19 protein-coding genes are annotated in these 24871 nt (G+C 38.4%); 10 read left to right on the top strand and 9 right to left on the bottom strand.

Annotation, left to right across the window (positions count from 1 at the left end; translation table 11 throughout):
- Positions 1-98 precede the first annotated feature (98 nt).
- Positions 99-1604, bottom strand: a complete 1506-nt coding sequence (locus tag RM552_RS01950) for an oligosaccharide flippase family protein (protein ID WP_311367112.1) — start codon at positions 1602-1604, stop codon at positions 99-101.
- Between the two features lie 291 nt (positions 1605-1895).
- On the opposite strand from RM552_RS01950, the gene RM552_RS01945 reads away from it, so the two are divergent.
- From RM552_RS01945 to RM552_RS01930, 4 genes are read left to right on the top strand one after another with little or no spacing between them, the layout of a single operon-like run.
- Positions 1896-3008, top strand: coding sequence for a glycosyltransferase (locus tag RM552_RS01945; protein WP_311367111.1), 1113 nt, complete (start codon positions 1896-1898; stop codon positions 3006-3008).
- Between the two features lie 12 nt (positions 3009-3020).
- On the top strand, positions 3021-4085 hold the full coding sequence (locus RM552_RS01940) for a GNAT family N-acetyltransferase (protein WP_311367110.1): 1065 nt from the start codon (positions 3021-3023) through the stop codon (positions 4083-4085).
- A 14-nt stretch (positions 4086-4099) separates the two neighbouring features.
- A complete protein-coding gene (gene asnB / locus RM552_RS01935; RefSeq protein WP_311367109.1) occupies positions 4100-5986 on the top strand; it encodes an asparagine synthase (glutamine-hydrolyzing) in 1887 nt (628 codons plus the stop codon).
- Complete coding sequence (locus tag RM552_RS01930) at positions 5979-7091, top strand: glycosyltransferase family 4 protein (RefSeq protein WP_311367108.1); 1113 nt, start codon at positions 5979-5981, stop codon at positions 7089-7091. Before asnB ends, RM552_RS01930 begins: the two co-directional genes overlap by 8 nt.
- On the opposite strand, the gene RM552_RS01925 is transcribed toward RM552_RS01930, so the two are convergent.
- The 4 genes from RM552_RS01925 to RM552_RS01910 are packed head-to-tail and all read right to left on the bottom strand — an operon-like array spanning position 7088 to position 11713.
- Entirely contained in the window at positions 7088-7903 is an 816-nt protein-coding gene (locus tag RM552_RS01925) for a hypothetical protein (RefSeq protein ID WP_311367107.1), read from the bottom strand. The genes RM552_RS01930 and RM552_RS01925 overlap by 4 nt on opposite strands.
- Positions 7900-9435, bottom strand: a complete 1536-nt coding sequence (gene xrtA, locus RM552_RS01920; RefSeq protein WP_311367106.1) for an exosortase A — start codon at positions 9433-9435, stop codon at positions 7900-7902. The genes RM552_RS01925 and xrtA overlap by 4 nt, the downstream gene beginning before the upstream one ends.
- Positions 9436-9444: 9 nt before the next feature.
- Complete coding sequence (locus RM552_RS01915; RefSeq protein WP_311368254.1) at positions 9445-10269, bottom strand: XrtA system polysaccharide deacetylase; 825 nt, start codon at positions 10267-10269, stop codon at positions 9445-9447.
- A 37-nt stretch (positions 10270-10306) separates the two neighbouring features.
- Positions 10307-11713, bottom strand: a complete 1407-nt coding sequence (locus RM552_RS01910) for a TIGR03013 family XrtA/PEP-CTERM system glycosyltransferase (RefSeq protein WP_311367105.1) — start codon at positions 11711-11713, stop codon at positions 10307-10309.
- Positions 11714-12017: 304 nt separating this feature from the next.
- Here RM552_RS01910 and RM552_RS01905 point away from each other — a divergent pair, with 304 nt between their 5' ends.
- Genes RM552_RS01905 through RM552_RS01890 form a run of 4 tightly spaced genes read left to right on the top strand, consistent with a single transcriptional unit; the run spans position 12018 to position 16936 of the window.
- On the top strand, positions 12018-12644 hold the full coding sequence (locus RM552_RS01905) for an XrtA/PEP-CTERM system exopolysaccharide export protein (RefSeq protein WP_311367104.1): 627 nt from the start codon (positions 12018-12020) through the stop codon (positions 12642-12644).
- Positions 12645-12665: 21 nt separating this feature from the next.
- Positions 12666-14240: an XrtA system polysaccharide chain length determinant gene (locus RM552_RS01900; protein WP_311367103.1), complete on the top strand. Its 1575-nt coding sequence runs from the start codon at positions 12666-12668 to the stop codon at positions 14238-14240.
- Positions 14237-15214 carry an XrtA-associated tyrosine autokinase gene (locus tag RM552_RS01895; protein WP_311367102.1) on the top strand — a complete coding sequence of 326 codons (978 nt, stop codon included), beginning with the start codon at positions 14237-14239 and terminating at the stop codon, positions 15212-15214. Before RM552_RS01900 ends, RM552_RS01895 begins: the two co-directional genes overlap by 4 nt.
- Before the next feature lie 27 nt (positions 15215-15241).
- Positions 15242-16936, top strand: coding sequence for a porin family protein (locus RM552_RS01890; RefSeq protein ID WP_311367101.1), 1695 nt, complete (start codon positions 15242-15244; stop codon positions 16934-16936).
- 2 nt (positions 16937-16938) lie between these two features.
- Here RM552_RS01890 and RM552_RS01885 read toward each other — a convergent pair whose 3' ends face one another.
- Both RM552_RS01885 and hldE read right to left on the bottom strand, forming a co-directional pair.
- A complete protein-coding gene (locus RM552_RS01885) occupies positions 16939-18105 on the bottom strand; it encodes an XrtA/PEP-CTERM system-associated ATPase (protein WP_311367100.1) in 1167 nt (388 codons plus the stop codon).
- Positions 18106-18313: 208 nt separating this feature from the next.
- Positions 18314-19750 (bottom strand): bifunctional D-glycero-beta-D-manno-heptose-7-phosphate kinase/D-glycero-beta-D-manno-heptose 1-phosphate adenylyltransferase HldE, encoded by a 1437-nt coding sequence (gene hldE / locus RM552_RS01880; RefSeq protein ID WP_311367099.1) that lies wholly within the window; start codon positions 19748-19750, stop codon positions 18314-18316.
- A gap of 43 nt (positions 19751-19793) precedes the next feature.
- Between hldE and RM552_RS01875 the strand changes: the two genes are divergently transcribed.
- Entirely contained in the window at positions 19794-20135 is a 342-nt protein-coding gene (locus RM552_RS01875; protein ID WP_311367098.1) for a GIY-YIG nuclease family protein, read from the top strand.
- A gap of 40 nt (positions 20136-20175) precedes the next feature.
- Here the strand turns inward: RM552_RS01875 and RM552_RS01870 are convergent, their stop codons facing one another.
- Positions 20176-21075, bottom strand: coding sequence for a DUF350 domain-containing protein (locus RM552_RS01870; RefSeq protein ID WP_311367097.1), 900 nt, complete (start codon positions 21073-21075; stop codon positions 20176-20178).
- A gap of 152 nt (positions 21076-21227) precedes the next feature.
- On the opposite strand from RM552_RS01870, the gene glnE reads away from it, so the two are divergent.
- Complete coding sequence (gene glnE, locus RM552_RS01865; protein ID WP_311367096.1) at positions 21228-24104, top strand: bifunctional [glutamate--ammonia ligase]-adenylyl-L-tyrosine phosphorylase/[glutamate--ammonia-ligase] adenylyltransferase; 2877 nt, start codon at positions 21228-21230, stop codon at positions 24102-24104.
- 10 nt (positions 24105-24114) lie between these two features.
- Here the strand turns inward: glnE and RM552_RS01860 are convergent, their stop codons facing one another.
- Positions 24115-24744 carry a TcpQ domain-containing protein gene (locus RM552_RS01860; RefSeq protein WP_311367095.1) on the bottom strand — a complete coding sequence of 210 codons (630 nt, stop codon included), beginning with the start codon at positions 24742-24744 and terminating at the stop codon, positions 24115-24117.
- Positions 24745-24871: the final 127 nt, after the last annotated feature.

Genomic DNA, 24871 nt, shown 5'->3' with positions numbered 1-24871 from the left:
TCATATGCAATATAGGCTGTAGAGGATAAACACTTCTATTGCGCGAGTAAAGTTTGAAGTGTAAACAACGCGCATATAAATTAATACCTAAATCCGGTTTATGTATTTGCAGGTAGATATTTTTTAAGCCCTGCCGGCATATAACTATAAGCATTTTGGGTAATTATACGAGCATATGCTGCCCAAATTTCCGTTTTCCCCCTTAAGAACAATACTAATACTAACAATGTAATTAAATAAGTGAGGAAAAAAGTTGAGCCTAAACTTAATAATACCAATACGATATTTGTATCAACCGGCAGTAATGATTCTATAAATAAGCCAACGTAAGTAGCAACTGCGCAACACAAGGCAATTACAATACTATTAAAAAGTGACAGTTTTAAAGATAAAGGAATAAAAGTACGCATAAACATTAATAAAGCGATAAGTGGAATAAGTGCAACTGCACCTCGTGCCAAGATAAATTCTCTAATGTTGTAGTCAACAAGCATCATTAAACATAAAACAGCAAAGACTAAAGAGAACATATCATAATAAAATACCTGTTTTACTTTGCCTAATGCAACGCAGCAGGCTGACAATATCGGCCCTATTGAAAAGACTAACACAGTTAAGGACATTGCACTTAAGAGCTCATGCGCACTTTTTAATTTACTTCCAAGTAACACATCAATCACAGACGGTGCAAAAAAGAAAAAATAGCAACAAATAGGCCCAACAAGACTTAACACAAACAATAAACTCAAATTAAACTGATAACCAACATCGTGTAAGTTTGCTTTTACTCTCGCAAAAGATGCTAGGAGCGGTTCAGCCACTGGCGCAATTAATTCCGATGATGGCAAAACTGCTATGTGTCTTGCAAGGTGAAATGAGCCGACAACATCCGGGCTAAATAAGCGCGTCACAAAAATAACGTCTATTTGCGCGCGGATATAACCAATTCCACCTTTTAACAAAAGCCACTTAGAAAACGCAAACTGCTCTTTCACTTTTTTAAAACTTACTTTAGGCCTAAACTCATGAATAACATATGAGCCAATAGTCATAACCAAAGCTGCCACCACATCAATAACCAAAATAGCCCAGTAAGTTTTATGGATCATGACTATTGTGATACCAAAGGTAAAACCAACTAATTTTTGAACTAAGCTAAGGTAAAAAATTTTACGATAAGTAAATGCTTTTTTTAAGAGTGCTAAGGCAGGGTTTTTTAAAGCATTAATAACAAGCACTGAAGATGCGAATATTAGCGGTATTGTTAACGAAACATCTGGATAAATTTTGTCTATGAAAGGAGCAGTTAAAATAATCAGTATCCATAAGCCTGATTTAAGCATGATGTCGAGGGTCCATGCTGAATATAAATCGTCATCTTCAGTTTCAGTTTTTTGCACCAAATATTGTTCAGTACCAGTAGTAGACAAAATTTCACAAAAATGGACTATTAGCGCAATAATTGCGATTAAACCAAAGTCTTCGGGCGTCAACAAACGAGCCATAATCAAAGTACTGATTAACCCTATGCCTCTTTGCACAAATCTTAGTAAAAATAAGATACCGGAGCTTTTAAGCACTAATGAAGAGAGTGAACTTGACAAATGACCGCCTGTTTAACTATTGAGTCTGGTAATCAATAACGAAAACTTTAAGAGTAATGGAGTATGCAAAAACAGGCAAGAAGTGTACCACCGCGCCCAATTAGACTCAATGTTCTATAATTATCAAAAATTTTAAACCCAATACGATTGTGGCCGATAATAAATGATAACAGGATATTGCAAGCACACACGAGACAGCTTATATTACACAGCCTCGTATTTGGCAGTGTATATTTGCGTAATAGCTGTCGTAGTCACGTTGGTTTTCGCGCAAATTACTTAAGACTATCTATGAACAAAACCCCTCATGTATTACAGTTTATTTGCTCAACCGCATTTTATGGTGCAGAGCGTTGGATTTTGGCTTTATGTCGAAATGCTGCGCCAGGGTCAATAAAGTATTCGCTTGCGGTTACACAAGAAGACAACGCTGAAGAACTTGAACTTGTTAAACAATTTAAGCTCGATGGTGGCGATACATTTTCACCTGAAATGAAACACAAATTCGATTATGGTGTGGTAAGCACCATTGCAGAATATTGCAAGAAACATAAAGTTGATGCAATTCATACACATGGATATAAGTCAGATATTATAGGTATTTTAGCGGGACGAAAGGCCAATATTCCTGTGGTCGTAACGCCGCATGGTTTTGAAAATGCCTCAGATATTAAATTACGAACATTTATATGGTTAGGTTGCAAAGCGTTGAAATACGCCGACAAGGTAGTACCTTTGTCGCCCCAACTTGTAAAAGATGTAGAGGGTTTTGGGATTACTGAACCTCAACTAGAATATATCCAAAATGGTGTAGACCTTTCTGAAGTCGACAACGTTAGGAATGCACCGGCAAAGCTAAGCAAGGATAAAAAACGCATTGGCTTTATTGGGCAAATGATAAGCCGAAAAAACATTGATGATATACTTGATATTTTCGATGACCTGGCAAAAACAAGAGACGATATTGAGCTACTCCTTTTAGGTGATGGTGATGAGCGGGCGCGACTTGAAGAGTACTCAGAAACACTAAATAGTAAAAAAGATATTCACTTTTTAGGGTATAAAGACAACCGTTTGGATTATCTGAAAAGTTTTGATTTATTTGTTATGACATCTACTCTCGAGGGAATTCCTCGTTGTTTAATGGAAGCATGCGGCATGGGAATACCGGTTGCCGCATATGAAATACCTGGCGTGAATGAGCTAGTCAAGCATCAAGAAACAGGCTTACTTGCTGAGCTTTCAGACAAAAAAGCCTTAACTCAATATTGGCTTACACTACTTGATGATGCAGACGAAGCGAATAGGCTTAGTACAAATGCAAACCATTATGTTAACAAGCACTACTCAGCCAAAAGAATGGCTGACGAGTACCTAGATTTATTTACCCGTATTTTAAACTAAAGAGATTGTAATTTGACTATTCAAATACAACAGTTAGACCTTTCCCAAAGTGACATTTGGGATGAATATGTATTAGCTCACGACCACGCAACTCCCTATCATCTGATGGCTTGGGGTAAAGCTGTAGAACAAGCTTATGGCTTTAAGTGCCTATTTGTTGCAGCAATGGAAACAGAAAAACCACACATCGTAGGCCTTTTACCTATTGTAGAAATGAAAACCCTGCGCGGTAAAAAGCAATTATGCGCCCTTCCATATTGTGATGTTGGCGGTATTTTAAGTAACGATGATACCATTACTGCAGCGATAAGAACGTACATATTAAATTATGCAAAAACTTCGAATGTTTTGGATGTAGAAATTAGAGGTTTAGATGCTGAAGTTTTAAAAGTAGCCGACGCCCCTAAACAAGAAAAAGTTCGAATGTTGCTGAGTTTGCCCGAAGATGCAGATGCATTAATGGCGCAATTCAAATCCAAACTAAGAAGCCAAATAAGAAAAGCTGAAAAAAACGGTTTAGATTTTGAGGTATATCGTGGCAAAACTATTACATCAGATGTTCTTAATGACTTTTACTCTATCATATGCAAAAACATGCATAACTTAGGGTCGCCAGTACACTCCCTCGCTTGGTACCAAGCAATTGTAGAACAATATAAAAACAACGTTTCTATCGCTATTGTTAAGTTTGAAGATTTGGCTGTAGGCGCCGGCTTGGTGCTACAATGTAATGACAAAGCTGTTATTCCTTGGGCATCAACATTAAGTGATTATAATCGCCTTGCACCCAATATGCTCTTATATTGGGCTGTATTAAGCACATCTTGTGAAAATCATGCCAAGTTATTCGATTTTGGTCGGTCTACCGTTGGTGAAGGTACATTCAACTTCAAAAAACAATGGGGTTGCGACGCACAACGTTTACTTTGGGAACAAATTGAAGACGGCAATTCAACAATGAATAAACCAGGCGAAACCTCTTCAATGCGACAGTTTGCTGAAAACACCTGGCGTAAAATGCCACTTGGTTTTACTAAATTTTTGGGCCCTAAAATAAGACCCTACATCAGTTTGTAAGGATAGCGACTATTATGTGCGGAATCGCCGGCTTTTTAACTCACAATTTTCCTGAAGCGTCGAAAGAGCATTTGCTCGCTATGGGTAATACAATTGCGCATAGAGGGCCTGATGCCCACGGCGAGTATATTGATGACCAAGTAGGTCTATGTCATCGACGTTTGAGTATTCTGGATTTGTCTGTTGCTGGTAATCAACCCATGTACTCGCCCGACCAACAAGTGGTCATTGTATTTAATGGTGAGATATACAACTTTACTGAACTTCGAGACAACTTAGAACAAGAAGGCGTTGTGTTTACCTCGGGCACCGATACCGAAGCCATTTTGCATTTGTATATGCGCGAGGGTACAAATTGCCTAGAAAAATTAAATGGTATGTTTGCGTTTGCTATATGGGACAAGCGCGAAAACTCATTATTTATTGCCCGCGACCGGCTCGGGAAAAAACCTTTATATTATTTAGAGCATGACGACCGTTTTGCGTTTGCTTCTGAAATAAAGGCTATTTTGAGCTTACCCAATGTACCACGTGATATTCGTCTAGACGCCGTACATGATTTTTTTGCTTATCAATATATCCCTGATCCCAAAAGCATATTTTCACACATTCATAAACTTCCACCTGCTCATTTTATGCTGATCAAAGATGGGCATAAAACCATTACGAAATATTGGGATCTTGATTTTTCGCGTACATCACAAAAAAATGAAAGTGAATTAAAAGCAGAGCTTCAAACGCTCATTAATGCGGCAACAAAACGTCGCATGTTAAGTGACGTACCTCTCGGCGCCTTCTTAAGCGGTGGTGTTGACTCCAGCGGCGTGGTGGCGACTATGGCAAAAGCCTCGCAAGAGCCGGTTAAAACATGCACGATTGCGTTTGATGATAAAAAATTTAACGAAGCAGAATTTGCAGCAAGTGTTGCCAAACAATATAACACTGAGCACCATGAATTTATGGTCAGCCAAAATGTAAAAGAAAGTTTAGAGGGTATCGTTGCCTATTTTGATGAGCCCTTTGCAGATCCGTCATTAGTGCCTACTTTTTTTGTGTCTGAATTAGCGAGGCAGGCGGTCACCGTTGCAATAGCCGGTGATGGTGGTGATGAAGTTTTTGCTGGTTACGAAAAATATCATACTGATGACCTAGAAAACAAATTAAGACAGAAATTCCCAAATTGGATGCGAAAGAAAATCTTTCCTCCTTTAGCCAATTTTTTCGCTAAATCTGAATTAACTGTATTTAGGAAAGCAAAATCCTTATTGACTAGTCTAAGCGTAAGTCCCGAATATGGTTTTTATATGACCAATTCTCAAATGGAAGATCGTCAGTGGCAAGCGTTAATTAATGATGAAACTCGTCAAGCGCTTGGTGATTATCACCCCTCTACTGTCACGTTAGATTTTTACAATAGTGCTAATGGCTCAGACCATCTATCAAAAATATTATACACCGACGTAAAAACCTATCTAACAGGCGGCATTCTAGTGAAAGTAGACAGGATGAGTATGGCTAATTCTTTAGAAGTTAGAGCGCCTATTTTAGACAGAGAAATTTTAGAATTTGCCGCCACAGTCCCTTCTATACTTAAATTTAATAAGGGCGAGAAAAAATATTTATTGAAAGAAGCATTCAAAGAAGATTTAAGTGATGACATTTTATACCGGAAAAAAATGGGTTTTTCGGTTCCCTTAGCCGATTGGTTTAAGAATGAAATCAAAGAAAGCGCTCAATATTACTTAATTGATCAAGTCGAAGGTTTAGCAGAAGTATTTAAACTCGAAAAAATAAAAGAATACTGGCAGCAACATCAGCAAGGTCAAGCCGATCACAGCGCCATTTTATGGTCAATGTTAATGTACGAAATGTGGTGGCATAGGTATATTAAAAATGCGTAAAACAAAGGTTCTGCATATCACCTTTGATATGCGTATTGGTGGCACAGAAATGGTCATCAAAAATATAATTGAAGATAATCAAACCGAAGCATTTGAGATGTCGATTTTCTGTATCGAAGAACCTATTGGTCCTTGGGGTAAGGAGCTTATGGAGAGAGGATTAAAAATTTACTCTCAACATCGTTCAGATGGATTTGACATTGGCATGATTAAGGCTATACGGAAGCAAATTAAAGAAAATAATATTGATGTTCTACATTGTCATCAATATACCCCTTGGGTTTATGGTGTACTTGCTAGCATAGGCATGAAAGCTCGAGTTATCTTTACTGAACATGGGCGTTTTTATCCCGACGTCAAAAGCCCCAAGCGCCGTTATATTAATCCTATCTTGAGATTTTTCACCCACAAAATCACTGCTATTTCAGATGCAACCGCACAGGCACTAGATTCATATGAGTATATTCCGAAGCAAGATTGTGAGGTGGTCTACAATGGAATTCATGCAAGTCCATTAGCAGTAAAAACCAATATTCGCGAGAAGCTTGGCTTAAATGATGAAACCTTGTTATTGGGCACAATTGCGCGATTTGATCCTATAAAAAATCATTTTTTAATGTTAAACAGCTTAAGAAAAGTTTTGGATAAAGGACTGAATGCGCATTTGATTATTGTTGGAGATGGCGAAACTAGGCAAGAAATCGAAAGCACAATTCAGCGTTTGTCATTACAGGATTCCGTCACTTTACCTGGGTATGTTGTGAAGCCAAACGATTTTTTGCATGCCTTTGATGTGTTTTTGTTAACCTCGTTCAGTGAAGGCACATCTATGACCTTGCTTGAGGCTATGCGCGCTTCAAAGCCATGCATTGTTACTGATGTTGGAGGTAACCCTGAAGTAATTAAGGACGGAGTCAACGGCATAGTAATAAAAAACGATTGTGAGCCAGAACTTAGTGAAGCAATAATTGCTCTATCAAGTGACACTGAAAAACTAGGAAGTATGCAAACTGCAGCTAAAAAACGCTTTGATGCTCTCTTCACTGCAAAGCATATGTGTGAGCAATATCAAGCAATTTATGACCAATTAAGGCCTATCAATTAGGAGTGGGTTTGCTTAAAAGAGCGAGTCCAAAACGCCCCGAGTAGAACACCTAAAACGGGTAATACCCACTTCAGAACATAAGCCACTTTTTCAAAATAAAACTTTTTAGTGATAAATTCTTCCGGACCATCCCACACAACATAAGGCTTCGAATAAGAGTTCAAAAAAAACGTCCTATCGCTCTCTTCATATCCCCTGCTCATATATAATTCAGCGGCTTTGGTCACATTGTTTTTTAAATCAGGGGGAGTAAACGGTAATACCACACCAAAATCAGGGTCAAATATCTTGCGCTTACCCTCTACTTCAGCCGTTACCACAACATGCCCTGGAAAAGTTAGTATTTCTGCCTGAATACCATGTTTCTCTAGCAATTGAGTCATGACCATAGATGCATCACCGCATATGCCAATACCTCTTTCTATGCTTTTATAGGGATTAGAAAAATGATATCGCTCATATTCAGGAATGCCCGTTACTAATCCCATGATATGAATTATCCAATTTTCCCATAGCGGTACAAGCTGATGAAATTTTTTCGGGTCAAACTCTTCCCAATGTATATGTGCTGTGCCATCAGCAATTAAATTGGTTAATCGATAGGTATATTCTGTTTGAGACTCGTCTTCACGCTGATCAATTTGCGCTAGAAACTCTTCTTTTGATACTGTAACGTCCTTTTCGCCAAAACGTAAGTCTTGCACATTAAATTCACTAGGGCGTAATTCTTGGCTTAGACCATATAAGTTGATACCCAGTAAAATGAGACTAGGTAGCAAAACGAATAAGCCGAGTATCCTCAAAACTGTCACTGATCGATTGCCATATTAAGATTAGCGTTAATCAAGACATCAGCGACAATTTGCTCAACATGCTCCTCATTTGGCAAAGCATCGCTATTCCAATCGAAACCAATGGCAATAATTGCAGAGTGTGATTGCACACCTTTGAGACGTTGTATAAGTTGTTTGAATTTAACTTCTCTGTAAGTATCAACAAGTTGTCCATCAACCAAATACCAATAATAGATTCGTCTATGCGTGCCTATAGAAGACGATATGTTATCTTTTTGAATATAAGCATCACCTATTTGAATCCGTTGGCGTGCAGATAAAGTCCATCTATCTTGTTCGTAAAGTCGGTTTAAGGAAGAAACCAACTCACCATCAGTGCCATTAAAGTAGGCATAATAAAGGTCAAAATCGATACTTTTGTCGCTAGCATGCAGATATTGCATTTCTTGTTGGCTATTTCCGACAAAACGAGGCTCCCAACTTAACCGAGGTGAGTGCTTTATACTTTGGTAATTTAAGCCTTTAAAACTGACCCCTTCTACACCCACCATATCCACATTTTGCATTCTAAACACTTGTACCAATGCGCCAACTAAAAATACTGTACACAATATGAACATAGGCAGACTAAGGCTTGTTAAGCCAGGTGTTGCTTCATCGATATTCACAGGTATATCGTGAACATTAACGCTACTATTTGCAGACGTTTTGCCCAAAGAAGCTTTTTCATTCTTTTTAACAAGTTCGCCAATTAAGAATAAACACACAAGAACAAATGCGAAGAAAAACCATCCGTAGACAAGGTGATCAGCGCCAACCGCGTGTTCCATATCGCTCGCATAGCCAATATATATAATGCCATATACTCGAACTGCATTTGCCAAGATTGGGAAGAGTATTGAGAGGCCGACAAATAGTATACGACGTTTCCAAGTACGCAAATTCATATAAGCGTAGAGATTACCTAATACAATAGAAGCAATCAGAAAACTTACCCCAGAACAAGCTTCTGCGACTAAAAATTTACCTTGCGGTATTTCAATAAACAAACCACTTCTAAATAATGGAATTCCGGTAAACTCAAGCATGGCAACCGCCATATCAGCAGTGATTTCTTGCAAAAACGGAATAAGTTCTTCACCAACAGGTATTGCAAACAAAATGAATGCCAATGGAAATTTACAATCCCACGCAATTCGGTTTCCCAAAAATAACCACAATAAGGTGGGAAGCATGGCAAATATAGCAGCATGTTGAAAAAGCTGTATATCAGCAGCGGTACTTAATGCATAAAAAAGGATTTGACCCACAAATAAAATGGCCGCCAACCAAGACATTTGCATATTCGCCCATTGAATCTCTTTCCGACGCTCAAAAATCAGATATAAAGCTGCTGGTATTACTATCAGACAATGATTGTATATGTCGTTTGTTGCCCATATTTGCATTGCACTGAATAGAGGTGCGTAAACCAGAAGCAGCCAAAGTCCAAATAAAACGGCGAAAGGCACTAATGTGTTTTTTTGTCTCGCTTGCGTTATTAAGCTCAATCCATGCTCCTAAAATTCATCTTTGTATACATCACGCATGCTGCCCCATTGGTAGTCCTTCATCAATTTAACCAGCTTTTTTTCCATCACATGTAAATTAACATAATGTCTCAACTTTGATTTAAAAGGGGCATCTTTTATTCTAGGTTGATTGGCATCAATTTCCCAAGGATGAAAATAAAAATTATAAGGCTGACTAGTTTCTCTTAAATATGCATCAATTCGACGCTTAGATAACCAATAAGGTAGCAAGCGGAAAAATCCGCCCCCGCCTATACCTTTATTTTTATCGCCATTTGATAAAGTTGGAATAGGGATTTCAGTAATGCCTTCTTTACGCTTATGCACAAAACGTGGCCACTCAGGAACGCCATATAAATCGTGTTCTATTGGGTAAGTACTTGATGAATATTTAAACCCAAGCTCCACCAATAACTCAAATACGTATTCATTTTCTTTGTTTATCGAAAAACTAGGGGCGCGATAGCCGATAACTTCACTACCACTAATTTGTTCCAAAATATCTTTACTTTCCACTATGTCAGCTAATACTTCTTGTCGTGACATTGTGGTATTTCGTCTATGATTTGTGCCATGGCTTGCGAGTTCATGTCCTTCATCAACGATTCGTTTTATGACATCTGGACAATGTTTGGCTACCCAACCTAAGGTAAAAAAGGTCGCTTTTACATTATGCTCGTTAAATAAATCTATTAAGCGATGAGTGTTATCTCCTACCCGGGGCTTTATAGATGTCCAATCATCTGGTGAAATAACCGACTCGAAGGCAGAAACGTGAAAGTAGTCTTCTACGTCAACGGTCATAACGTTCATCGACTTACCAGTGCTTTGAAATTGTTGAGTCAACTAACTACCTTCCTTTACCAAACAGAATAACTTCAACTGTTCTGATCAGAATTAATAAGTCTAATAATAAGCTTTGATGTTTTACATAATATAAATCAAATTTAAGCTTTTCTAATGAATCTTTGACACTCGCGCCGTAGGGGTAATTAAGTTGTGCCCAACCGGCTAAACCAGGTTTAACATTGTGACGTTGATTAAAGTACGGTAATTCTTCAACTAATTGCTCCACAAATTCGGGGCGTTCAGGTCTAGGGCCAATAAATGACATTTCGCCTCTAAGCACATTAATCAATTGTGGTAATTCATCTACGCGATACTTTCGAATAAAAGCACCGATACTGGTGACTCTATTGTCATTTTTAGAAGCCCATTTTGCGCCATCTTTTTCAGCGTCAGGACGCATACTTCTGAATTTAAGAATATTAAAAAGTTTGCCGTTTTTACCTACTCGTTGCTGTTTGTACAATACCGATGCACCCGTTCGGTAACCGTCATCAACGTAAATAATAAGCGCCGTAATTAGCATTATTGGCCAGGTAAAAAACAAGACAAATATCGCCAAGAATATGTTCAACCAGTAGTCCATCACTGTTCTAAATATCTTTTGAGATTGGAAACCATTGGAATATATCACCCAACTCGGATACATAAGGTCAACCGCAATTTGACCCGTTTCACGTTCCATAAAATCTAATAAGTCAGTTACTTGAACACCCTGCAACCTCGCATTAAACAAAGAGTCTATGGGCAAGGTCCCTCGTCTTTGGTCATTCGCGATGATGATTTCATTTATCTCTTGGTCTTTTAAATATTTGTCAAAGTCTTCATTTAGCTCAATATTTGCGACCTTCTCTTTTTCGATACCTTCATCGCGCTGATCACCGCTGACAGGAATGAAACTTACCAAATTAAAATTAGATCTGTCGACCATTCTGCGCATACGCTTTTCAATAACAGATGCTCGCACACCGGTACCCAGTACAACTATGTTGGGTTTGTTGCTAAGGGATTCTGTGTTGTAAACAAAATATCTAAATGCAACTAAGGTCATAATAATTAGCGTGACAGACAGGGGCGCTAATAGTGGGTGTGCTTCGTAGGGTCGGTAGAGCGCGTTAGTTGCTATAGTAACAACAAAGAAACTAATAATTGCACTTACAAAAATACGTCTAATGATGCCCCTGAACGGTTCACGCAAACTAGATTCATATAAGCCGACCGACAAATTAATTGTTGTCACGGAAACAGCAAATGCGACACAAGTAATCACCATCGACGTAGCGTCAGTATTTAAATCGAGTCCCAACCACCCCAAAGCTAGACTCGAAAAATAGGTAGCGTAAGCAACAATAGCTGCATCGCAAACCACTAATTTCAATGAACTTTTTCTTGAATTTGAGTTAGTCTTCATGCCCTTCCAAAATAATTGTTATTCCACGATTACAATGTTAAACGAAAATAATTTGTAAATTTTCGTGAAACCAAATGAACTTTTTGCATATGTCATTTTGTAACATACCTTGTATTTCGATAAGTTATTAACCGCCAAAACAGGTCAGCATTATAGAGCTTTTATACAGTTGGTAAATACTCGATTTGAAATACGTTCTGCAAAAATGTTTTTTTTCGTGCATAATGTGCGCGCTATCGGTATTATCGGCATGTAGATAAATATGTGTAGTGTAAACTCAAATATGATTAAGGAAAATTATAACATGATACGGTTGCAGCGAATTTACCTTGCTTTACTTGTACTTGTAAGCGTCGTTTTAGTCGGTTGTTCTAATCCTCTACCAACGGCTACAACTCGAGCGTCATTAACAACCGATGTTAATGATTATCAATATTTAATTGGCCCGGGTGATCAACTCACCATTTTTGTATGGCGAAATCCTGAAATTTCAGGCAACTTTACCGTTAGACCTGACGGCAAAGTAACGACTTCTTTGGTAGAAGACGTAGAAGTGGCTGGTCGCACACCAACAATGCTTGCACGTCAGCTTGAAGAACAATTGGCAACATACATTAACAATCCTCGAGTTACTGTTTCTGTTGGTCGTTTTAATGGCCCGTTTAGCGAACAAGTCAGAGTGATTGGTGAAGCGTCTAATCCTCGCGCTGTAAATTATTCGCAGCACATGACTTTACTCGATTTAATGATTGAAGTTGGTGGATTAACGCAGTTTGCTGATGGAAACGATGCAAAGTTAGTAAGAGTTATTAACAACGAACAAATAACTTACGACATTTTTATTGAAGATTTAATCAAAGACGGCGATATATCTAAGAATGTAGACGTTTTACCCGGCGACGTGGTTATTATCCCAGAAGCTTGGTTCTAAAAGCACTCAGAGATATATTAAATGCAAGATTTACAGCAAACTATTCAGCTAGTCCTTGATTATATCCGTGGGATTTGGATAAGAAAAAGATATCTTATCATTTGTTCATGGCTTATTTGCCCTATCGGATTTATATACGTCGCTTCATTACCCGACGTGTATGAGTCGGAAGCGCAAGTATATGTTGACACGCGCTCGGTAATCGCGCCACTACTGCAAGGAATCAGCTTATACAACGACCCCGACAGTGAGGTGCGCATGATGGCGCAAACACTGAAAAGTCGTTCGAATATTGAAGAAATTGCTAGAGAATCTGATTTAGACATTACTGTAACAACTGATGTGCAATACGAAGAACTGATTGCTGAATTAACTGACGATATTATTTTAGATAAAACAAAACGAGAAAACATATACACAATCTCGTACACACACAAAAATCCGCAAGTTGCCAGAACGGTAGTACAAGAAACATTAGATGTGTTTGTTGAAGGTTCACTAGGGGGCAATAGACAAGATACCGCAACTGCCACACGATTCATCGATGAGCAAATTGCTGAGTACGAAGCTAGGCTATCCGAGGCTGAACAACAACGAGCGGAATTTCAAAGGCAGCATGCTGATATTTTACCCATGCAAGGTTCCTTCCATACAAACATGCAGAATCTGATGAGCGAACTGTCAGACACTAAATTAACCATAAGAGAGGCTCAACAAAAAGCGGCTACTTTGCGCGGTAAGCTTACTAACAATCGAAAAGCTACAGATGGCTTGGGTGTACAAAGTGGGACTGATGCGCCTGTTATTACTACTAAATACGATCAGAGAATTCTCAAGTTAGAAGAAAACCTAGATGACCTTCGAATTGGCTACACAGATAAACACCCTGATGTTATCCAAACAACAAATATGCTAGAAAATTTAAAAAAGGCTAGGCAACGCGAAATAGATGCGTATTTAAACCAGGACGACAGCGATGACGCACCTTTAAGCCAGTTGAATCAGGACATCACTCTGGAGATTAGTCGTCTTGAGGGCGAGATTGCTTCATTGAGAGTGCGCGAAGAAGACTACAATCTTAAAATAGAAGATTTACGCAATAAAATTGATTTGGTCCCACAGATTGAAGCGGAAGGTATCGCCAAAAACAGAAACTACGATATCGTAAAACAAAAATACGAAGAGTTGTTAACACGCAAAGAAGCCGCTGATATAACTAAACGTGCTGAAATCACTTCAGATGAATTACAGTTTAGAATTATTAAGCCACCATTAGTTCCGCCTGAACCAACCGGGCCGAATAGGTTTATTCAGTATACTGGCGTGTTAATTGTTGGTTTCGGTTTGGGAGTTGGCTTAGCGTTTTTAATGAGTCAATTAACACCTATATTGGTCAGGGGGCATCAGTTGACAGCTCTAACAGGATATCCAATTTGGGGGGCGGTAACCCACTTGCAAATTGACCAGATTAAAAAGACTGAACGCTTCAGAGTCGCGGTTTTCGTGGCATCAACAGGCGCAATAATATTTGTGTATGCGGTGTTAGTTGCGGCAGACGTAATGAACATCGATTTATTAAGTAAGGTGATTTCATGAAGAACACCATAGAAAAAGCCCTGCAAAAACAACAAGAAGCACAAGAGAAATCAAAAGCAGAGCAAGCTTCAATCAGTGAATCAGATGATAATGCTAGCACGATTGAAAAAGCTTTAGCGGCGAAGGAAAATTCTGAAACAACTGAAAATCTGCCAGTAAGCGATAATGAACATGCAGAAGAGGTTTCGTCGTCAGATAACACAAATGATAATGCCTCAAATGCAAAACCAAATAAATACTTTGATATTGACTTAGATAGGTTAAGAGAAAACGGTTTTGTTAATTTGGAAAATGCACGGACATTGATAAACGAAGAATATCGTGAAATAAAGCGTAAACTATTACAAAATGCTTTTGGACCCCTTGCATCTACCATTGCTAGTAGTAATATCATTATGGTAAGTAGCGCGAGGCCGTCTGAGGGGAAAACATTCACCGCAACAAACTTAGCGATTAGTATTGCTGCGGAACAAGATAAAACGGTATTGTTGGTAGATGCAGATGTACTAAAACCCAATGTGTTAAGAACACTTGGACTAGAGCCTACAAGTGGACTCATGGAATATTTACTAGGTAAAGTGGATGACTTAAGTGAAGTGATACACCACACCAATATTCCTAAGTTAAAAATAATACCTGCGGGTAAGTCGCATCACCTATCAACAGAATTACTTGCTTCAACAGTGATGAAGGATACCGTAGCAGAGTTTTCAAGTCGATATGCAGACCGTGTAGTAATTATTGATACACCTCCTCTTATAGGTATTAATGAATCAGCAGTTTTGGCTAACTTAGCGGGACAAGCTGTGATTGTTACAGAAGAAGGTCGTTCCAAAATGGGCGATATAAGACACGCGGTAGACCGACTTAATCCTGATATGGCAATTGGCTTTGTAGTAAATAAGTCTACGCAATTTTCAGAAAAAGGTGGTTACTATGGCTATCAATATTATGGTTCAGGTGACAGGGATTAACCTTTAATTAGAGTTGAATTAATAAATATGAGTAAAATGCGCTATGGATTAGTGAGTTTCATCTTCATACTAACTAGTATCCCATTTGGTAAATTATCGTCTGCTGGAGAAGTAGTGTACGATGCTGGTATCGAAACCGAATATGTAGATCAAAGAGTTGACGTTGTAAATGATCAAAGCCGCATAGATGCTGGCAACATCATTTTACGACCTTATCTGGCAATGATATATACGGCGAGAGACGCAAACCTATTTATCCGTGCCGATCATTACAATACCTATAGAAACCTTGAAGATGAAAACTTAACTAATAACTACACTGAGTTTAGTTTTCGTGGTGATTATTCGATAGTTAGAAACTTATTAGTATTGCGAGCTAGTGGCGCGAATGGTTTCAGAAGTCCCTCAGCAGAAACTCTTTTAGTGGACGATTTTTTATTAAATACCGACCAACTTAGTAAAACCCAATTTAGCCGAATTTCTGCCGACTTTACGCTTCCAAGAGGCGATTATTTTGGCTTAGACTTTAGTACTGGTTATGCAAATCAAACAGTGCGTTCTAATGACAATATTGGAAACAATTCGTTATTTATTGACTTAAATAATGATTCTTATTTCTTTAATTTGAATGCTATATCGGGTGAAACAATCAAAAATGCGCGAATTACGCTAGATGCAGATATTAATTATATTAAACGTGATTTAAACGCAGATTTTGTCAGTCAAATAGTAAGTCTAAATAATGATATAAAGCTTTTTGGACAGATTGGTTTAGCACTAAACGCAACATATGAAAATAATGACGTAAAGTCTACCGAAGAAAGTATTGACAGACTTCGTGAATTTTACTCTGCTGGAGTTGGCCTAATATGGCAGACTGATAATGAACGTTCTATAGAAGTTGCTGTTAACCGTTCAAAATCTAATTCAAACGGAGCTAATATAGACGATGATGAAGAGTTGAATGACGAAGAAGATACATTTATGAGTGTAGATATCAATTGGCGCTTTTCAAATAGGACTTACCTTGAAGCCTTATTTAGCCGTCGCTTTTTCGGTGATTCGGCTAGTGTTTTATTAACACATTCGCTGCGCAATTGGAGAACAAGAATTTCATATACTGAAGACGTCAGCACGAACCTCAGACTGCTTGCAAATAACGACCAAGGGTTGTTTATATGCGATAACGGAAGCACTGATATAGCCGATTGTTCTTTGACCGATTCTCTTGACACACAGCTTGATACGGGACAATTTCTAGTACCTTTCACTACGCAAACTTTGTCATTAAATGATCAAGTACTATTGCTCAAACGATTTAGCTTTGAAACAGCTGTTACTCGCCGAAGAACTACTTTATCGATTACCGGTACAGTTGCTGACCAGACAGAATTAGAGACCATACGTGATCTAAGAACGGAACAGTTTGGTGCTAACGTTGTGTTTGCATTTAGTAGAAAAACAGATTTAAAAATAGGTCATATTCTTTCTAGGACAAACGGTATCCTAGAAGACAATTCGATAGTAGATACGACAGTAAACGAAACAAATATTCGTTTAATACGCAAACTAACTCGAAGATTCTCTGCGTCGCTAGCCTTCAGAAAACTAAAAAGAGACGGTGATTTTGACCAAATTGCAGGCACCGGTGGAATCGAAGGACCTTTTACCGATAACCGTATTACTTTTAGCGTTAAATACAACTACGGAAACCGCAGATAAACTTACTTGTCGTCTGATTTTAAACGGACGTAGGTTTGATATTTCTTCTTCAAGAGCTTGTCGATATATTGTGTTAACTTAACTTTATGTTTTATTGCATCGTCAAGTGCATCCACTAATTCTTCTAGCATATCTTTGTAGTATTGTGCTTCTTGTACAACATTGCCATTTCGAGTAATTAATGGCGGTGGTGTTTGTTCTTCAGAAACAATCGTGTTCTCATCAACATTATCCTCAGTGGCAGTTGAAGCGCTTTGAGTTGGCGAATTTTGTGATGACGCACTTGGCGTTTCAGCGTTTATTGAGCCTGTGTTTTCACTTGTCTTTTCAGCGCTGGCGATTTGTTCATTTTCAGGTAAAAACATTTCCGCTTTTACTTCTTCAATCACCTGCAAAGTATCTTCTTCTGAAAATGTTTCTAGCTCTTCGAGAAAACCATAAAGAAGTACACGGTCGAGTAAAGTATTTACTTTACGCGGAACACCACCACTGAACTCATGAATACTGCTGAATGCGCCATCAGAAAACAAATCGTCTCGTTTATTACCAGCATGTTCTAAACGATATTTTATGTAAGAGGTCATTTCTTCTAAATTAAGCGGTGCTAGATGACATGAAGCCACTATTCGCTGTCGAAATTGCTCCATATTTGGTGCGCGCAAAATAGGTTGTAATTCAGCTTGCCCTAGCAAAAAGCTCTGTAATAGAGGTTTACCATCGTTTTGAAAGTTAGATAACATGCGCAACTCTTCAATTGTTTCGAGTGGCAAATTTTGCGCTTCGTCAACAATTAACAAAGCACGCTTACCAGCTTTAGCGAGTTGTTGTAAATACTCTTGTAAACTTTCTAGTAGGTCAGTTTTTGATTTTCCTGCGGTATCAATACCAAATTTAGATACCACCATTTTCACAATTTCGTCAGGTGACAGTTTAGGGGTCACTATTTGGGCGGCATGGATGTCAGTTTCAATGTCCTTCAATAAACTATTAGCAATGGTTGTTTTACCCGTACCAATATCGCCCGTAATCACAATAAAGCCTTCTGCTTGAGACAAGCCATATTGCAAATACGACATTGCACGCTTGTGCAATTTACTCGCATAAAAAAATTCAGGGTCTGGCGTTAATTGAAACGGCTTAGACGATAATCCGTAGTAACTCTCGTACATGAAATTGAATTTCCTTTAAAAAGCGTATAGTTTGTTATGCAAAGAGTTGGTAAAGCATTAGGAGTTGACTGCTTATAGGGGAGTCATTAGTGTCCATTCTTTAGAGCTTCCTTAATCTTATGCGTAATATAGTAAACCAAAGTCAATGCTAATAAAACTCGATTTTTATCGATGCTAGTAAACGTACAATCCCTACTAGGTGACCCATTTAGCTATTTCCATCAATAATTTGCGAAATTATCGCAGTAGTCGAAACGCCATCTTCAAAACACAGTGTGTTAACTTGTCCACCGTTGGCTATCACTTCGTCAGCACCGGCAATTTCTTCTATCTTATAATCGCCCCCTTTCACCAAAACATTAGGCAATACTTCACTTATTAGTCGCTGAGGTGTCTCTTCGAAGAATTCTACCACCCAATCAACTGAGGAGAGTCCGGCTAAAACAGCCATACGACGATTAACATTGTTTATAGGCCGCCCTATTCCCTTAAGTTTTGTGACTGAAGCATCTGAATTTACAGCAACAACTAAACGATCGCCTAAAGCGGCGGCTTCATTCAAATAACTCACATGACCAGCATGCAAGATATCAAAGCAACCATTGGTCATGACTACCTTCTCGCCTTTTTCTTGTGCTTGCTTTACTGCTAATATAAGTTGTTCTTGATTTAACACTCCTCCATCTGTGGTTTTATTTTGATTTAAGGCGAGCGCAAGTTCTGTTGCTGTCACACTGGATGTGCCAAGTTTAGCGACAACTACCCCTGCGGCGCTATTAGCAAGTTGGCAAGCGTAGTCAATTGGTGTATTTAACGCCAAAGCACAGGCTAGAGTAGATACAACCGTATCCCCTGCTCCTGTTACGTCAAATACCTCCCGAGCTAATGCCGGTAAATGATGCGCCTTGCCATTACGGGAAAATAAAGACATGCCTTTTTCTGAACGAGTTAACAGTACATGTTCAACGTTATTTATTTCGCACACGGTGATGGCATTGGCATGTAATTGTGCTTCATTGTCTGCATGCCCTTGCACTTGTTCAAACTCATTTACATTAGGAGTAATTAATGTTGCGCCACTATATTTAGTAAAATCATCACCCTTAGGGTCTACGATGACGGGTTTTCCATACTTGTTAGCAAGAGTAAGAAGCTCTTGTATCTCAGATAAGCCACCTTTTGCATAATCAGAAAGCACAACCACGTCCGCATCTTCAATATGTTTTTCAAAGCGTTCTTGCAAAAGTGCTTTGCCTACGTCAGCAAAAGACTTTTCAAAATCTAACCTTAATAATTGCTGGTTTCTACTCATTACTCGTAGTTTGGTAATGGTGTTGTAGCCATCTATTTTTAAGAAGTCACTTTTCACGCTTCTTGCTTCCAACAAATCGGTCAATACTTGCGCACCATCGTCATTACCCACAAAACCCATTAATGTTACTTTTGCACCTAACATTGCAGCGTTAACCGCGACATTGGCAGCTCCACCGGGTCGGTCTTCACAGTCTTCGACTTTTACCACTGGGACCGGTGCCTCAGGAGAGATCCTTGAAGTCCCTCCTTGGTAATAGCGGTCTAGCATAAGGTCACCCACTATAAGTAGCCTGGCTTGACTAAAATCTGGTAACGACTTTGATGAATGCATGGTAACCTTTCAAACAATTTTATAAATTAATTGAAGTATACCAGTGACAACAGAAAAATCAGCATCAGCTTGGTATTTGTATATGATTGAAAATAAATACAATCACCTATACACGGGTATTAGTACCGATTGGCAAAGACGTTTTCAGGAACATTCATCCGATGGTAAAAAAACCGCAAAAGCTTTGAAGGGTAAAGGACCCTTGCAATTATTATTTTGCGCACAGCTAGAGGATCATCACTTTGCACTACAAGCTGAAATCTGGGTCAAGAAACAGACTCGAAAAACCAAACTCTTACTTATTGCTAAACAAGTAGAAATGCCATTCAAACACACGGCGATTCATTCAACTAAGCTAAAAGAATTAACCCAAGGTTTGTTGTAATATGTAGGGCAAAGATTGCTTGCTGCTCTTTTTAGTAACATCAAATAACATTGCTAAACAATAAAGCAATCCCTATAGACAAAATCGCTTCAATACTAGCTATGCCTATATTATGCTGCAATGTGACCTCAGAACGCCAATTAACGCCCATCAGCACCAAGCGTTTAGTCAGGCTTGTAATTATCATTAAGGTAATTGCTAGAGCTAAGCCAATAATTAACCATCCTGTAATATTACTGATGTAAGCCGTGGAGTTGTATATTAATAATTTACTTGCTGTTGATACGGCTATTGCGATACCAATTAAGTTTCCGCCATGCTGAATAGCTAGAGCAATTTGACCGTTGCACAACGTGCGTTGAAAAGAACTATTTTGGTTATTTTCAGCAAACGAGTATTCGTTAATCCTAGTCACTAATAATAAAACACATAAAACCACTATTGAGCCAGAAAACACAGCAATGAAGGCATAAACATCGGTACCTTGAGCCCAATCAATTATGCTTTTTGTAATGATAGCGCTTGCAATGGCAGAAGAAGCATCGACTAATGCGACAGACACATTTTTTTCCCTGATCATCAATTCTTTGTCGAGACGATTAAGCACAAATTTGTCGTGTGCGATGCGCCCTATTTTCACTAAAAATATCCCCAAGGCACCAAAGAGCAACATACTCATTGCAGCTACATCAAAGCCCATACCTACATGGCGGCCTACAACTGCTGAGAGCACAATAGTCAGCGCTAACATTCCTCCTGCTAGACTGATCCCAAAAGCAAAATTATCGCGCTCGCCCAATTCTTCTCTTACACTGATTTTATTAAAATAACCTGACAGGGAGCGAATTGCAAAAAGTAGAAAAATCGCGATACTTAAATCAATAAGTAAGTAAATAACAAGATTACCAGACAAAGGGACAAGCTTAACTAACTGTTCCATGAAATTAACTTTTACATCCGATTATAAACAGACATTATATTTTGTTGACTGTTACGATACATTTTTAACACCTAACATTCTTAGACGCTAACTCTACCTGAAGATTGAATGATATAGTAAGTAAAATTGACGCAAATGACTAAGATATTCACGTGCAAAAGAACTTAGAATCACTCGATAAACAATTTTCTACTCAATTTGACAGCTTAATGAGCAAGGCTGAAGCACTTGGCTTAAACTCACAAATATTAAAAAGCCAGCAATCAAAAATTCGGCACTGCTTTACTATTAGTCCCTTCGTCGCAAGAGTAGCTGAACAATATATCAGCCACTTCATTGAAATTCTCCAAACTGCTGAAAATTGTCCAGATAAGGTTTCGCTTAGTCAGTCAAAGGATTTTGCCAATAAAATCTCAGTTTGTAGCAATGACGAGCAAGCCATGGCAATAATTAGGGAGTATAGAAATACACAAATGTTGCGCATAGTTTGGTTAGACTTGCTGCATCAACCAACTATTGAACAATCCTTAATAGCTTGTTCTGCCTTAGCCGATACAATTATTGAAAAAACATATGAATACACCTATCAATCATTAGTTTCTCGTTATGGCGAACCTCAAGATAAGCAACAATTATTAATTTTGGGAATGGGTAAACTTGGCGGACGCGAACTAAACTTTTCATCTGATATTGATTTGATTTTTGTTTATCCAACAAATGGAAGCAGCCAAGGGCCACGCAAACCAATTGAACACCAAGCTTTTTTCACTCGTCTTGCTCAGCAATTTATTCGATTATTAGACACTCGTACTGCAAATGGTCAAGCATATCGGGTCGATATGAGACTTAGGCCACTCGGAGAAAGTGGTCCTTTGGTACTTTCTTTTAGTGCCTTTGAAACCTATTACCAAGACCAAGGGCGTCATTGGGAAAGGTTTGCCATGCAAAAAATGCGTATCATTAACAAGACTGCTTTTAATGAAAAGCTCTATGCCATCATTAAACCTTTTGTTTATCGTAAATACCTAGACTACACCACTATAGACGCAATTAGGGAAATGAAATTACTGATAGAAAAAGAAGTGCGAAGGCGTCAAATCAGAGACAATATAAAATTAGGAAAAGGCGGCATAAGAGAAGCAGAATTTTTCATTCAAAGTATACAATTGATACATGCTGGACGTATTGAAAGTATCCAAACCCCTTCATTTTTAGAGAGTATTGAATGTTTATGTCAAGCTGAACTGCTGGGCAAGAAAGAAGGAAATACTTTACGAGTCGCTTATCTTTATTTACGCAAAGTTGAACAACGCTTACAACAAATAAACGATGAACAAACTCAGACCTTGCCTCAGGATGACGCGGGGTGGTGGCGACTAGGAAAAGCCTTAGGAGCCAATTCAATTGACGAAATTAAAAATGATTGTTTTGGTGCAATGAACACAATTAATACAATGTTTGTTAGTGTTATTGGAGACGCTAATCTTGAAGATGTAAAACACGAAGCAAAAAATACAAGCTTTTACGATATATGGCACTTATCATTAAGCAAAGAAGAGTGTTTGCATATTTTATCAGATACATTCTCTCAACAAGCCACAACAGACCTATATGAAAATTTAACGGCACTCAAGAAGAAGCTGAACCGTATGGGGCTGGGTGCCAAAACACTCAATACGCTAAATCGTTTAATACCGCTATTACTCAGTGAATTGGAGATAAGAAACAATATTCATCAAATTGAGGGTATTTTTAAAATACTAAATACTATAAGCGGTAGGGTCACATATTTAGATTTATTAGTAGAACAACCAGATGTTCGTAAACGGCTTTTGAACCTATGCAAAAAAAGTGTATGGATCAGTCAACAAATAGCGCAATACCCTTTGTTGTTAGACGAATTATTGCACCCACAATATCTAGTCAGTGACAACATTTCTTTATCTGAATACAAAGAAGAAACTACCGCAAGTTTGCGCCAAAGCTTATTGCGTGTTGAACTTGCCGATATAGAACGGGTTATGGAAACACTGCGAGAATTTAAGCACTGTAATCAACTCAGAATAGCTGCAGCAGATATTTCAGGTACTTTATCAACCAATAAAGTGAGTGATAAATTAACGGTGCTAGCCGAAATTATCATGCAACAAGTAATTGAATATGCATGGGAGCAAATCAGTCAAACATTTGGTGAGCCGACAGGAAACCAAAATAAGCAAAAAAACTTTGCATTGATTGCATATGGAAAGTTAGGAGGGCTTGAATTGAGCTACGGCTCTGATTTAGACGTGGTTTTTGTACATTCTGCCGCTTTAGATAAAATGACAAATGACACAGGTCGCCGTAAAGCAATTACTAATCAAGAATTCTACATCAAGTTGGTCCAACGTATCATTCATTTGTGTACCACAAAAACATACAGTGGTGTGCTTTACGAAATTGATTTAAGACTACGTCCTTCAGGGAATTCTGGCCTGCTAGTAAGTCATATAGATACCTTTGGTGACTATCAGACAAATAATGCGTGGACATGGGAACACCAAGCATTAGTCCGAAGTCGAGCAATAATTGGTGAAACACATTTAGTAAATCGCTTTAATGAAATTCGGCGACGTGTTTTAGGATTAAAAAGGAACATATTTACACTGCAGAATGATGTGTATGATATGCGTGTAAAAATGCGCGAGCATTTGTACAAACCCCAAAAAAATAGCATCGATTTAAAACATGCTCCAGGCGGCATAGTTGATTTGGAATTTATGGTGCAATATTGGGTTTTATCTCATGCCCATACCGATTCTCAATTGAGTATATGGTCTGATAATTTGCGTATCTTAAAAACATTGGCTGATCTTGGCATTCTTAGCGGCGAGCAGTCAGATGAATTGGCTAAATGTTACCTCACATTGCGTCATCTTTCGCATAACTTACAGTTAACTGGTGAGTCACATGCAAACATAGATGATCAACTAAATAGCATATTAGAACGAGTTAACTTAGAATTTAATAAGGTATTTAAGGAAAAATAAACAAAAGAATTTAATAGTTTTGTGCCAAACTTCCTGGGCTTTTTTGGCAGTTATTAGCCAAAAAGTTGTTTTCCTTTGTGGTCAATACTAGTGCTCGCTTTTGAAAACAAAAATACACTAAAATAGGTTTGTCAAAGTTAGCATCAACCGCACCAGCTATCTCCTCCAGCATGCCTATTAAGGTATTATTTGATTGAAACCGATTGCGAATAATAAAATCGTGTTTCAAATCCCACACTAAGTTAAACCCTTCAGCAGCCGCATATTTTTTTGCCTCTTGCATGAGCGTACTTTGGGATGAAAAAGCGCGTTCTTGATAGTTTCCTTCCCAATTACTCATCGGTGGGTATAGTTGGTCGCTTACATTATCTATGAGTTCGCTGACTGCTTCATTATTTTCTTCTAGCACAACCACATATTCACCGTAACGCTCTTTTATTGGATCGCGTGAGGTTTGCCTGAATTCTGCATAAAAATTACTAACGCTCTCTGCGACGCTGGTGTTTTTTAAGCTTTTAGTATTGACTGCTGACTTGTCAGCATGCTCTGGTTTGAAGACTAAAAAAGCGATAGCACAGCTAATTACGACAAGCATTGCGCCAATTCTTTTCAACCAAAAGTTAGTCATACTATCTTTCATTATTGTTCCCAAAATTCTAGTTGCTAAGCATGTATAGCGGCATCTTATATGAATTTTTATCGGCACATTTCATTATTGCTAAAGTCACCAACAAGGGAGCTTTCAGGGGGCTTTTTGGCGCTATGCA

It is taken from the genome of Glaciecola petra, assembly GCF_031846345.1.
Lineage (GTDB): Bacteria > Pseudomonadota > Gammaproteobacteria > Enterobacterales > Alteromonadaceae > Glaciecola > Glaciecola petra.
Note: the sequence above shows the minus strand (reverse complement) of the source record. Positions and strands in the feature narration are given on the sequence as shown.

What these genes read in the sequence shown, in the direction of transcription:
- RM552_RS01910 (WP_311367105.1), bottom strand. Translation starts at nt 11,713, where the DNA reads ATGAAGACTAACTCAAATTCAAGAAAAAGTTCATTGAAATTAGTGGTT.
- RM552_RS01900 (WP_311367103.1), top strand. Translation starts at nt 12,666, where the DNA reads ATGCAAGATTTACAGCAAACTATTCAGCTAGTCCTTGATTATATCCGT.
- RM552_RS01890 (WP_311367101.1), top strand. Translation starts at nt 15,242, where the DNA reads ATGAGTAAAATGCGCTATGGATTAGTGAGTTTCATCTTCATACTAACT.
- RM552_RS01895 (WP_311367102.1), top strand. Translation starts at nt 14,237, where the DNA reads ATGAAGAACACCATAGAAAAAGCCCTGCAAAAACAACAAGAAGCACAA.
- RM552_RS01930 (WP_311367108.1), top strand. Translation starts at nt 5,979, where the DNA reads ATGCGTAAAACAAAGGTTCTGCATATCACCTTTGATATGCGTATTGGT.
- asnB (WP_311367109.1), top strand. Translation starts at nt 4,100, where the DNA reads ATGTGCGGAATCGCCGGCTTTTTAACTCACAATTTTCCTGAAGCGTCG.
- RM552_RS01905 (WP_311367104.1), top strand. Translation starts at nt 12,018, where the DNA reads ATGATACGGTTGCAGCGAATTTACCTTGCTTTACTTGTACTTGTAAGC.
- hldE (WP_311367099.1), bottom strand. Translation starts at nt 19,750, where the DNA reads ATGCATTCATCAAAGTCGTTACCAGATTTTAGTCAAGCCAGGCTACTT.
- RM552_RS01885 (WP_311367100.1), bottom strand. Translation starts at nt 18,105, where the DNA reads ATGTACGAGAGTTACTACGGATTATCGTCTAAGCCGTTTCAATTAACG.
- RM552_RS01860 (WP_311367095.1), bottom strand. Translation starts at nt 24,744, where the DNA reads ATGAAAGATAGTATGACTAACTTTTGGTTGAAAAGAATTGGCGCAATG.
- RM552_RS01870 (WP_311367097.1), bottom strand. Translation starts at nt 21,075, where the DNA reads ATGGAACAGTTAGTTAAGCTTGTCCCTTTGTCTGGTAATCTTGTTATT.
- RM552_RS01945 (WP_311367111.1), top strand. Translation starts at nt 1,896, where the DNA reads ATGAACAAAACCCCTCATGTATTACAGTTTATTTGCTCAACCGCATTT.
- RM552_RS01915 (WP_311368254.1), bottom strand. Translation starts at nt 10,269, where the DNA reads ATGAACGTTATGACCGTTGACGTAGAAGACTACTTTCACGTTTCTGCC.